This window comes from Pseudomonas sp. HD6422, from assembly GCF_025377065.1.
GTDB lineage: Bacteria > Pseudomonadota > Gammaproteobacteria > Pseudomonadales > Pseudomonadaceae > Aquipseudomonas > Aquipseudomonas putida_U.
In genome coordinates this window covers 16,900-27,900 of the sequence record NZ_JAHWIW010000054.1, presented here as the reverse complement: position 1 = coordinate 27,900, position 11,001 = coordinate 16,900, and the positions used below count along the sequence as shown (strand labels likewise).

Annotated in this window: 10 protein-coding genes; 3 read left to right on the top strand and 7 right to left on the bottom strand. The window is 62.6% G+C overall.

Annotated elements, in window-relative coordinates; translation table 11 throughout:
* The first annotated feature begins 286 nt into the window (after positions 1-286).
* Positions 287-1,540 (top strand): OprD family porin, encoded by a 1,254-nt coding sequence (locus tag KY379_RS25800; protein ID WP_133330002.1) that lies wholly within the window; start codon positions 287-289, stop codon positions 1,538-1,540.
* 132 nt (positions 1,541-1,672) lie between these two features.
* Positions 1,673-2,197 (top strand): DUF962 domain-containing protein, encoded by a 525-nt coding sequence (locus KY379_RS25795; protein ID WP_133330000.1) that lies wholly within the window; start codon positions 1,673-1,675, stop codon positions 2,195-2,197.
* Between the two features lie 59 nt (positions 2,198-2,256).
* Here KY379_RS25795 and pcaC read toward each other — a convergent pair whose 3' ends face one another.
* The 7 genes from pcaC to pcaR all read right to left on the bottom strand — a co-directional run bounded on the left by pcaC (position 2,257) and on the right by pcaR (position 10,259).
* Positions 2,257-2,652, bottom strand: a complete 396-nt coding sequence (gene pcaC / locus KY379_RS25790; protein WP_133329998.1) for a 4-carboxymuconolactone decarboxylase — start codon at positions 2,650-2,652, stop codon at positions 2,257-2,259.
* An 11-nt stretch (positions 2,653-2,663) separates the two neighbouring features.
* The gene (pcaD, locus tag KY379_RS25785) at positions 2,664-3,455 is read right to left on the bottom strand and encodes a 3-oxoadipate enol-lactonase (protein ID WP_133329996.1); all 792 of its coding nucleotides are present in this window, start codon (positions 3,453-3,455) and stop codon (positions 2,664-2,666) included.
* Positions 3,456-3,466: 11 nt separating this feature from the next.
* A complete protein-coding gene (locus KY379_RS25780) occupies positions 3,467-4,819 on the bottom strand; it encodes a 3-carboxy-cis,cis-muconate cycloisomerase (RefSeq protein ID WP_261241470.1) in 1,353 nt (450 codons plus the stop codon).
* Positions 4,820-4,828: 9 nt separating this feature from the next.
* Positions 4,829-6,118: an MFS family transporter gene (locus KY379_RS25775; protein ID WP_133329992.1), complete on the bottom strand. Its 1,290-nt coding sequence runs from the start codon at positions 6,116-6,118 to the stop codon at positions 4,829-4,831.
* Between the two features lie 184 nt (positions 6,119-6,302).
* Positions 6,303-7,508, bottom strand: coding sequence for a 3-oxoadipyl-CoA thiolase (gene pcaF, locus KY379_RS25770; RefSeq protein WP_196171584.1), 1,206 nt, complete (start codon positions 7,506-7,508; stop codon positions 6,303-6,305).
* 207 nt (positions 7,509-7,715) lie between these two features.
* A complete protein-coding gene (locus KY379_RS25765; RefSeq protein WP_133329988.1) occupies positions 7,716-9,062 on the bottom strand; it encodes an MFS transporter in 1,347 nt (448 codons plus the stop codon).
* A gap of 321 nt (positions 9,063-9,383) precedes the next feature.
* The gene (gene pcaR, locus KY379_RS25760; protein WP_230385215.1) at positions 9,384-10,259 is read right to left on the bottom strand and encodes a pca regulon transcriptional regulator PcaR; all 876 of its coding nucleotides are present in this window, start codon (positions 10,257-10,259) and stop codon (positions 9,384-9,386) included.
* 440 nt (positions 10,260-10,699) lie between these two features.
* On the opposite strand from pcaR, the gene KY379_RS25755 reads away from it, so the two are divergent.
* Entirely contained in the window at positions 10,700-10,900 is a 201-nt protein-coding gene (locus tag KY379_RS25755; RefSeq protein ID WP_261241469.1) for a hypothetical protein, read from the top strand.
* Positions 10,901-11,001 lie beyond the last annotated feature (101 nt).

The following is an 11,001-nucleotide window of genomic DNA, read 5'->3' as shown; positions in this document are numbered from 1 at the left end:
CCCGTACATGTGTCCACCATGTGTCCGGTCCATACACCAAGACAAAAGGGACCCGCCGTAAAGGCGGAAGGGGCCAGTAGCGCCGCTACACAAAATGGACCGTTCCCAGTTCCAATGCCAATGCCAATGCCAAGCCCCCGACCCAAAGTTGATTAACCAACCAGAACATCTCCGTTCGATTACCGCCCAAAACCGCTTGCGACGAATTGCCTCCCCCCTTCCTTCCCCGCACCATCCCCCTGCGCAACACCCAGTTTCTCCAATAAAAACAAGAGATTCATCACCGATGAGCACTTTCGCACCCGCACGCCAGCTGCTGCCCGGCCTGTTGGCCGTTACCTGCACCCTCCCCGCCTTCGCCGCCGAAAACGGCTTCCTGGAGGACGGCAAGGCCACCCTCAACCTGCGTAACTTCTACATCAACCGCAACTTCGTCGACCCGGCCCATTCCCAGGGCAAAGCCGAGGAATGGACCCAGAGCTTCATCCTCGACGCTCGCTCCGGCTTCACCCAAGGCACCGTCGGTTTCGGCGTCGACGTGCTGGGCCTGTACTCAGTCAAGCTCGACGGCGGTCGAGGCACCACCAATACCCACCTGCTGCCGGTTCATGACGACGGTCGCCCCGCCGACGATTTCGGTCGTCTGGGCGTAGCCCTCAAAGCCAAACTGTCGCAGACTGAACTGAAAGTCGGCGAATGGATGCCCGTACTGCCCATCCTGCGTTCGGACGACGGCCGCTCGCTGCCGCAAACCTTCCGAGGTGGCCAGATCACCTCGCGCGAAATCGACGGCCTGGCGCTGTATGCGGGTCAGTTCCGTGGCAACAGCCCGCGCAACGATGCGAGCATGGAAGACATGTCGCTCAACGGCCGCACCGCCTTCACTTCCGACCGCTTCAACTTCGCCGGCGGCGAGTACACGTTCAACGACAAGCGCACGATGATTGGCCTGTGGGATGCCCAACTCAAGGACATCTACCGCCAGCAGTACGTCAACCTGGTGCACAGCCAGCCTCTGGGCGACTGGACCTTAGGCGCCAACCTCGGTTACTTCACTGGCAAGGAGGACGGCGCCAAGCGCGCTGGCGACCTCGACAACCGTACCGCCTCTGCGCTGCTCTCAGCGCGCTACCAGGGTCATACGTTCTATATCGGCCTGCAGAAGGTCAGCGGTGACGATGCCTGGATGCGGGTCAACGGAACCAGCGGCGGGACATTGGCCAACGACAGCTACAACGCGAGCTTCGACAATGCCAAGGAGCGTTCCTGGCAAGTCCGCTACGACTTCAACTTCGCCACCGTCGGCGTTCCCGGCCTGACCTTGATGAATCGCTACATCAAGGGCGACGAGGTCACCGCTGGCGGTGTCGACGACGGCAAAGAGTGGGCCCGCGAGACCGAGCTGGCGTACGTGGTGCAATCGGGGACGTTCAAGGACCTGTCGGTGAAGTGGCGCAACTCCACCATTCGCCGGGACTTCAGCACCAATGAGTTCGACGAGAACCGCTTGATCCTGAACTATCCGCTGAACCTGCTGTGAGGCGGGTGGCCGCTGCGAGGGATAAGCTGGATACACCGCCGTCGACCGCCGTCATTCGCTGAACTGATGATGGTGGTAGCCGGCGGCTATCCTCAGCTATAGGGGTACCTGCGCACCCAGGGAGGTCCATCCATGAAAACCCTCGTCGAGCACCTGAGCCAATACGCCAACTACCACCGCGATCCACGCAATATCGCCACCCATTTCGTCGGCATTCCATTGATCGTGGTCGCCGTGACCATTCTGCTATCGCGTCCGGGGTGGGATCTGGTCGGGGTCTGGTTTTCACCTGCCCTGCTGGCGGCGGCGGCCTCGGTAGGTTTCTACCTGCGTCTGGACCTGCGCTTCGGGCTGGTCATGGGCCTGCTGTTGGGCTTGTGCCTGTGGCTGGGCCAGACACTGGCGATACAGGCAACCGGGCTGTGGCTTAGCGCGGGATTGGGCGCGTTCGTGCTGGGTTGGATCATCCAGTTCGTCGGTCACTATTACGAAGGCCGCAAGCCGGCATTCGTCGATGACGTCAGTGGACTGATCATCGGCCCGCTGTTCGTGGTCGCCGAGGCGGCGTTCATGTTGGGGCTGTGCGGGCAGTTGAAGCAGGCCGTGGAGGCCAAGGCGGGGCCGGTAGGGATTCGGCAGAAAAAAGCGACGGTGTGATCAGTATCGACCTCATCGCCGGCAAGCCGGCGATGAGGTCAGCAGTCACGCATCCTTGCTCAGGACTGACGCGACTCCACGCCCAGTTCATCCCAGACCGATTCGGCCAGGTGGAAGGTGGCATTGGCCGCAGGGATGCCACAATAGATCGCGCTCTGCATCAGCACTTCCTTGATTTCCTCGCGGGTCACGCCATTGTTGGCGGCGGCGCGCAGGTGCAGCTTGAGCTCTTCGTTGCGGTTCATGCCGATCAGCATGGCAATGGTGATCAGGCTACGGGTGTGCCGGGGCAGGCCCGGACGGGTCCAGATGTCACCCCACGCGTGGCGGGTGATCATTTCCTGGAACTCGCCGTTGAAGTCGTTGAGTTTCTCCAGGCTGCGGTCCACGTGGGCATCGCCGAGCACTGCGCGGCGGACTTGCATACCGGCGTCGTAACGTTGTTTCTCGTCCACGGGAGCGCTCCTCAGTGGGCCAGCAGGAAGTCGAGCACGCGGCGGCTGAACGCCTCGCCGATCTCGACGTTGGACAGGTGCGCGGCCGGGAAATCGACATACTCGGCGCCGGCGATGGCGTTTTGCATGAAGCGCCCGTGTTCCGGCGTGGTGACCACGTCCTCGGTACCGGCGACGATCAGCGCAGGCACCTGGATACGGCCCAGTTGCTCACGGAAATCGGCATCGCGTACCGCGGCGCAGTTGGCGGCGTAACCTTGCGGGCTGGTCTGCGCGAGCATCTGGCAGATGCGCTGGGCCTGCTCGGGCTGCGCTTGGGCGAAGCCTGGGGTGAACCAACGGGCGATGGAGGCATCGCGCAGATCGACCATGGCCTGCTGACCACCCTTGAGCACGGTGTCGATGCGGGTGTTCCACACCTCGTCGTTGGCGATCTTGGCGGCGGTGTTGCACAGGGTCACGCTGTGCAGGCGCTCGCCGGCGTTGATGGCCAGCCACTGGCCGATCAGGCCGCCCATCGACAGGCCGACGAAGTGAGCCTTGGCGATGTCCAGTGCATCGAGCAGCGCCAGCACGTCATGGCCAAGCTGTTCGATGGTGTAGAAACCCTCGCTGACCAGCGAATCGCCATGACCACGGGTGTCGTAGCGCAGCACACGGAAATGCTGGCTCCACAGTGGGATCTGTTCGTCCCACATGCCCAGGTCGGTGCCGAGCGAGTTGGACAGGACCAGGACCGGGGCATCGGCCGGGCCTTCGATCTGGTAATTCAGTACGCCATCGGCCAGTTGCAAGTGCGCCACAGCGGTCTCCTTCAGGCAGTGAAGCGTTGATGTTCGGCCACCGCCCGCGCCACCCAGACGCGGGCCTGGCCCAGGTAATGGGCGGGATCGAGCAAGCGATCGAGTTCTTCGGCGGTCAGTTCGGCGCTGACCTGCGGATCATCGCCGAGCACGGCGCGCAGATGCCGCTGTTCGGCCACGGCCCGCTGGCAGCACTGCTCCAGCAGATGATGAGCATGGTCGCGGCCCAGGCGTTGGGCCAGCACGATGCTCACCGCCTCGGCCAGCACCAGGCCTTGGGTCAACTCAAGATTGCTGCGCATGCGCGCGGCATCGACTTGCATGCCGTCGGCGATCACCTGGGCCTGACGCAGTGCGCCGGAGACCAGGCAGCAGATTTCCGGCAGGGTTTCCCATTCGGCATGCCACAGGCCAAGGCTACGCTCGTGCTCCTGGGGCATGGCACTGTACAGCGTCGACAACAGGCCAGGGATCCGGGTAGCGGCGCCGATCAGTACCGCGGCACCGACCGGATTGCGCTTGTGCGGCATGGTCGATGAACCGCCCTTGCCTGGCGCCGATGGCTCGAACACCTCGCCGGCCTCGGTCTGCATCAGCAGGCTGAGGTCACGACCGAACTTGCCCAGGGTACCGGCCACCAGCCCCAGCACCGAAGCGAATTCCACCAGGCGGTCACGTTGGGTGTGCCAGGGTTGCTCGGGCAAAGCGAGTTCCAATTGCTCGGCCAACGCTTCGGCCACCGGCACCGCCTTGGAGCCCAGGGCGGCAAGGCTGCCCGAAGCACCGCCGAACTGCAGCACCAGCAAGCGTGGACGCAGCTCCTTGAGGCGCTGACGATGGCGCGTCAGCGCGCCGAGCACTCCGGCGAGCTTCATGCCCAGGGTCACTGGCGTGGCATGCTGCAGCCAGGTGCGCCCCACCAGTGGCGTGTCGGCATGTTGCAAGGCCTGCTGGGCCAGGCTGTCGGCCAGCTTACCCAGGTCGGCTTCGAGCAGGTCCAAGGCAGCGCGCACCTGCAGGATCAAGCCACTGTCCATCGCATCCTGGCTGGTGGCGCCCAGGTGAACATAGCGTTCGGCCTCGGGTACACCACTGGCAATCACCTTGCCCAACGCCTTGACCAACGGGATCGCCGAGTTGCCTGCCGTGGCGATGGCGTCGGCCAGGGCGGCCACGTCATAGCGCTCGGCGTGGCAGGCTGCCTCGATGGCCGCCACCGCGCCATGCGGCACCAGGCCAACCGAGGCCTCGGCACGGGCCAGGGCGGCCTCGAAGTCGAGCATGCCCTGCAGGCGACCCCGGTCGCAGAAAACCTCGCGCATGGCCGGCGCGGTGAAGTAGGCATCGAACAATTGATTGCTCATGCAAGATCCTTAGTCATCGTGGTGCAGGTACGCGGCCTGCTTCGGCAGACGCAGGCTGAACAAGAAGGCGATCGCCATCATCGCGGTCACGTACCAATAGAAAGTGTTTTCCATGCCCAGGGTCTTCAGGCCCAACGCCACGTATTCGGCGGAGCCGCCGAACATCGCGTTGGCGATGGCGTAGGCCAGGCCCACGCCCAGGGCGCGAACTTGCGGCGGGAACATTTCGGCCTTCACCAGACCACTGATCGAGGTATAGAAACTGACGATGCACAGTGCCAAGGTCACCAGCACGAATGCCATGAACGGGCTGCTCACGGTCTTCAGCGCCATCAGCAGCGGCACGGTGAAGATCGTGCCCAGGGCGCCGAACAGCAACATGGAGTTACGTCGACCGATTCGGTCGGAGAGCATGCCGAAGAACGGTTGCATGACCATGTACAGGAACAAGGCGCCAGTCATCACGAAGCTGGCGTTCTTCGCGGTCATGCCAGCGGTGTTGACCAGGTATTTCTGCATGTAGGTGGTGAAGGTATAGAAGATCAGCGAACCACCGGCGGTGTAGCCAAGCACGGTGATGAACGCTGCCGCGTGATTGCGGAACAGCCCTTTGATGCTGCCGGCGTCCTTGTCCTTGCGGGTTTCTGCGCTGCTGGTCTCGTGCAGCGAACGGCGCAGCATCAGCGAGATCAGTGCGGCGATGGCGCCGACCACGAACGGGATCCGCCAGCCCCAGGCACGCAGTTCGTCCTCGGTCAGCAATTGTTGCAGGATCACCACCACCAGCACTGCCAACAGCTGGCCGCCGATCAGCGTCACGTACTGGAACGAGGCGAAGAAGCCACGCTGGCCCCGCAACGCCACTTCACTCATGTAGGTCGCGGTGGTGCCGTACTCACCGCCCACCGAGAGGCCTTGGATCAGGCGGGCAAGCAGCAACAGTGCCGGTGCCAGCGCCCCGAGGGTCGCGTAGGTGGGCAGACAGGCGATCATCAGCGAGCCGAAGCACATCATCAGCACCGAGATCATCAGGGAGTTCTTGCGGCCATGGCGGTCGGCCAGACGGCCGAAGATCCAGCCACCGATCGGGCGCATCAGAAAACCGGCAGCGAACACGCCAGCGGTGTTGAGCAATTGCACGGTAGGATCATCGGAGGGGAAGAACGCAGGGGCGAAATAGATTGCGCAGAAGGCGTAGACGTAGAAGTCGAACCACTCCACCAGGTTGCCTGAAGAAGCACCGACGATGGCGAAGATGCGCTTACTGCGCTCTTCTCCGGTGTAATAAGTTGAAGTCATGGCGGTTGTACTCCTGGAGGGTCGTAGGTAAGTCTAGACATACCTAGTAACACACTCGTTCCGCTTTAGGACAGGCAATTGGCCTTCAGTCGAAGTTATCAAACCCAGCGCAGGCCAACCTTGATCGACGGGGTTGCGTGGTTCCCCATCGATCCCGACTGGCCTGCCCCGGATCCGATAAACGTCAAACGCGCTCGATCGCCAGTGCCAGCCCTTGGCCGACACCCACACACATGGTCGCCAGGCCTTTGCGCCCGCCGCTCTTTTCCAACTGGTGAAGCGCGGTGAGCACCAGGCGTGCGCCGCTCATGCCCAGCGGATGGCCCAGGGCGATCGCGCCGCCGTTGGGGTTGACCTGCGGTGCATCGTCGGCGACTCCCAGCTCGCGCAGCACGGCCAAGCCTTGGCTGGCAAAGGCTTCGTTGAGCTCGATGACATCGAAGTCGGCCACCGCCACGCCCAGGCGTTCGGTCAGCTTGCGCACCGCCGGCACCGGGCCGATACCCATGACGCGCGGCGCCACGCCGGCACTGGCCATGCCCAGCACCCGGGCACGCGCGGTCAGTCCGTGTTTCTTCACCGCATCGGCCGACGCCAGGATCAACGCGGCAGCACCGTCGTTGACCCCCGAGGCGTTGCCGGCGGTGACGGTCTTGTCAGGGCCGTTGACCGGTTTGAGCTTGGTCAGTGCCTCCAGGGTGGTGTCGGGACGCAGGTGCTCGTCGCGCTCGACCACGGTCTCGCCCTTCTTGTGGACGATGCGTACCGGCACGATTTCTTCATCGAAGAAGCCTGCAGCCTGGGCCGCGGCAGCTTTCTGCTGGCTGCGCAGAGCGAAGGCGTCCTGGTCGGCGCGCGAGACCTGGTAATCGTCGGCTACGTTGTCCGCGGTTTCAGGCATCGAGTCGACGCCATACTGCTTCTTCATCAGCGGGTTGATCAGGCGCCAGCCGATGGTCGTGTCTTCCAGCTTCATGTTGCGCGAGTAGCCGCTTTCGGCCTTGCCCATCACGAACGGCGCACGGGACATCGACTCGACGCCACCGGCGATCGCCAGCTCCATCTCGCCGCTGGCGATGGCGCGGAAGGCAGTCCCGACGGCATCCATACCCGAGGCGCACAGGCGGTTGAGGGTCACGCCCGGCACCGTATCCGGCAGGCCCGCCAGCAGCAGCGCCATGCGCGCTACGTTGCGGTTGTCTTCGCCGGCCTGGTTGGCGCAACCGAAGAACACTTCGTCGAGCTGGTCCCAGGCCACCTGCGGGTTGCGCTCGATCAGCGCCTTGAGCGGCACCGCTGCCAGGTCGTCGGCGCGTACGCCAGCCAAGGCGCCGCCGAAGCGACCGATAGGGGTACGGATGGCATCACAGATGAATACGTCGCGCATCAGACTTCTCCTGCCACATGGCCGTGGGCCGCGGCGGTATGGGTTTCGATTCCTGGTCAGGGTTCTACGTGGAATCCAGATTAAGGAGAGTACCTGGACTGAACAATCCGATAATCGACTATATGTGCGATTATCGAACTAATTATTGCGCCCCTAACGACTTCCATCGACCTGTCACCGGAAACTCGGCGACAGGTCGATGTCATTCCCTCAGGTGGCGTCAGCGTGGCTGACCAAGCCCTTGATGATCACGCCTACGGCGGCCAGCGCCGCTGGCACCAGCAAGGCGGTCAGCACCTGCTCGAAGTTCCAACCCAGGCCCAGCAGGGTCGCACCACTCCAAGCGCCAAGGATGGCGCCGAAACGCCCGATACCCAGCATCCACGAGACACCGGTGGCACGCCCTTGGGTCGGGTAGAAACGTGCGGCCAGCGAAGGCATGGCTGACTGCGCACCGTTGACGCACATGCCGGCGATCAGCACCAGGGTGGCGAGCAAGGTGATGTTGCCCAGGCTTTGACCCACGGCGTAGGCGAAGATCCCGGCCAGCAGGTAGAAGATGCCGATGACCTTGTGCGGGTTGTAGCGGTCCATGGCCCAGCCGACAGCCACGGCACTGAGCACCCCGCCAAACTGGAACAATGCTCCGATGAACGCCGCCTGCTCCATGCTCGCGCCGCTGTCGCGCATCAGCGTCGGCAGCCAGCTGGTGAGCAGGTAGACAATGACCAGACCCATGAAATAGGTCAGCCACAACAGCACGGTGCCCAAGCCATAGGTGCCGGAGAAGATCACCGCGAAGACGTTGCGGGTGGCCACGGCTTTCTGTTCCGGCACGCTGAAGCTGGCAGCCTGGGCCACTACCTCGGGGGCGATGGGCGCCAGCGTCTTGCGGACCTTATCGGTGCCACGGTTGCGTACCACCAGGAAACGGGCCGACTCCGGCAGCCAGACCATGAGCACCACTACCAGCACCAGCGGCAGCACCCCACCGACGACCAGGAGGCTGTGCCAGCCGTAGGCCGGGATCATTTTCGCCGACAGGAAGCCGCCACCCGCCATGCCCAGGTTGAAGCCACAGAACATGCTGGTCACCAACAGCGACTTCAGGCGCTCGGGGGTGTACTCCGACAGCAACGTCGTGGCATTCGGCATGCCCGCCCCCAGCCCCAGGCCAGTCAGCAGTCGCAGAACCAGCAACTGGTCAACGTTGGTGGCATAGGCCGAGGCGAGACTGAAGCCGCCAAAGACCAGCACCGCCCCAACCAACACCATCTTGCGACCGAACCGGTCGGCCAATGGCCCGGATCCCAGGGCGCCGAAGACCATACCGATCAGCGCCGCGCTCATCACCGGACCGAGGCTGGCGCGGTCGATTCCCCACTCCTGGGACAGGGCCGGCGCAATGAAGCCCATGGCGGCAGTGTCAAGGCCGTCGAGGAAGACTATGAGGAAGCAGAGGATCACCACCCGCCATTGATAAGCGGACAATGGCTGCTGATTGATGAACGTTTGAACGTCGAGGCAATTGCCGACAGTCGTTTGCGGTTTGTTCATTGTTGTTATCCAGAAATTGGGCACAGGCACGTCACTGCACGTGGCAACAGGCGCAGGGTCGGTTAGCTAGGGAAAGTGGCCTGGGTCAGCCTGGATACAACAGGTCTGCGCACGGGTGCGGCCGTGGCAGGCGGGGGACAGTAATCATGCTATGTGCCTCTGATGTTTTTCTTGTCCGGTCGGCTTGGCCGACCGCTGCAGAAGACATTAATCAGCGGCAGGTTTACGCGCAATTCGCCAAGCACGACACTGTGCGTTTATCGCACAGGAATAGCGCGTCGGGGTCCAAAACGGGGCCGACCGGCATTCCTGTGCGCAGGTTCAGCCGAACAACTGATGGCACAGATCACGGCTCGCTGCCAGGAGAATCGGCAAGAAGCGCTGTTCCAACTCGCTGCGGCTCACCCGTCCGACGTGAGTGCTGACATTGAGGGCCGCGAGCACCTGGCCGGAAGCATCATAGATCGGCACCGCGATCGACCGCAGGCCTTGCTCGAGTTCCTGGTCCACCACGCACCAGCCCTGCGCCCGGACTTGCTGGATGCAGGCGAACAACGATTCGGCGTCGTGCAACGTACGACTGGTACGCGCCTTGAGGTCGGCCCGATCCAGGTACTCGCGCAAACTGGTGTCATCCAGCGCCGCCAGCAGAATCCGCCCCATGGAAGTGCAATACGCCGGCAACCGCCCCCCCACAGAAAGGTCGACCGAGATCAAGCGCTCCACGGTCGCCGAACGGGCGATATATAGAATGTCGTCGCCCTCCAACGTGGCCATGTTGGCGGCTTCGTGCAACTTGTCGCTGATGCGGTCCAGATACGGCTGAGCGGACACCGCCAAGGGTGTCGACGACAGGTAGGCGTGACCCAACGTGAGAACCTTGGGCAGCAATGAATAGGTGCGTCCGTCGGTGGTGGCATAGCCCAACTTGATGAGGGTATGCAGACAACGCCGCACGGCCGCCCGAGGAATTTCAGTTCGGTGGCTGATCTGGGCGATGGTGAGGTGCCGCTTGCGCTCCTGGAAGGCCTGGATGACCGCCAGCCCCCTGGCCAGGGAGGTCATGAAGTCCGGGTCGCCGGTAAACGCCTGGATACGTTTGGCCGGCGAGGCCACGATCGGTGGCGCCAGGGCTGGGACAGCGGCGCGTTCTGGCTCGCTGCTGGCAGTCTCGACGACCTGGGTTTCGTCGTTCATCGGTCACCTCAAAAATAACGCTGGTTCGTGCGATTATCGAACGAACGGCCGATAATCGCAATTGACCGCTGCCACATTTGCTTATACCTTGCTCATGCCACATGTGGCTTCTTTGGAGAGACTGGTCAGGTACCCACCGTAGAAGTCCCCAGGCAACGGCCTCGCCTTGTGCGGGGCCGTTTTATTTGTGCCTGCGCATTGGCGAACTTTCCGAGTTCGCCCCTTTCAAACTGGTTAGCGATAGCAGGATGCGTTGTTTATCCTCAAGCATTATCGTCCCCCCCGGTCAATAGTCGGTAAAGATCCCGCCGGGGCGTTTTGTCGATTGCTATAATCGCCCGCGCCTGACTGAACGCTGCACTGCCGATGGTGCAATACCATTTTGGCACTTTCGTGCGCACGTCGGGCGAACGACCCTACAACTTGAATCAGGTACTACTGTGACGAAAGACAAACTGCGCGCGGAACTCGAGCGCCAGGCTGAACGTTACAAGGAAGTTTATGGTGGTGAAGTCACCACCTATGCCGCTCAACCGGATCCAGAGCGTAAACCGTGGCGCAAACGCGCCAGCATCCGTGACCAGGCTTTCAACGAAGAACTGGAAAAAATGGAAAAAGAGCTGCGCGGCGACGACGCCTGAGCCATCCGGCACTCTGCGCCCGTATCGCTCGATGCGGGCGGATTATCGCTGCCAGGCTGAAGATGAAATGGAATTACACAAATTTCATACAACCGTTTGAA

Bases quoted from the DNA above. Each gene is read 5' to 3' on its own strand.
- KY379_RS25795 (WP_133330000.1), top strand. From the start codon at position 1,673: ATGAAAACCCTCGTCGAGCACCTGAGCCAATACGCCAACTACCACCGC.
- KY379_RS25800 (WP_133330002.1), top strand. From the start codon at position 287: ATGAGCACTTTCGCACCCGCACGCCAGCTGCTGCCCGGCCTGTTGGCC.
- pcaR (WP_230385215.1), bottom strand. From the start codon at position 10,259: ATGAACGACGAAACCCAGGTCGTCGAGACTGCCAGCAGCGAGCCAGAA.
- KY379_RS25765 (WP_133329988.1), bottom strand. From the start codon at position 9,062: ATGAACAAACCGCAAACGACTGTCGGCAATTGCCTCGACGTTCAAACG.
- KY379_RS25775 (WP_133329992.1), bottom strand. From the start codon at position 6,118: ATGACTTCAACTTATTACACCGGAGAAGAGCGCAGTAAGCGCATCTTC.
- KY379_RS25780 (WP_261241470.1), bottom strand. From the start codon at position 4,819: ATGAGCAATCAATTGTTCGATGCCTACTTCACCGCGCCGGCCATGCGC.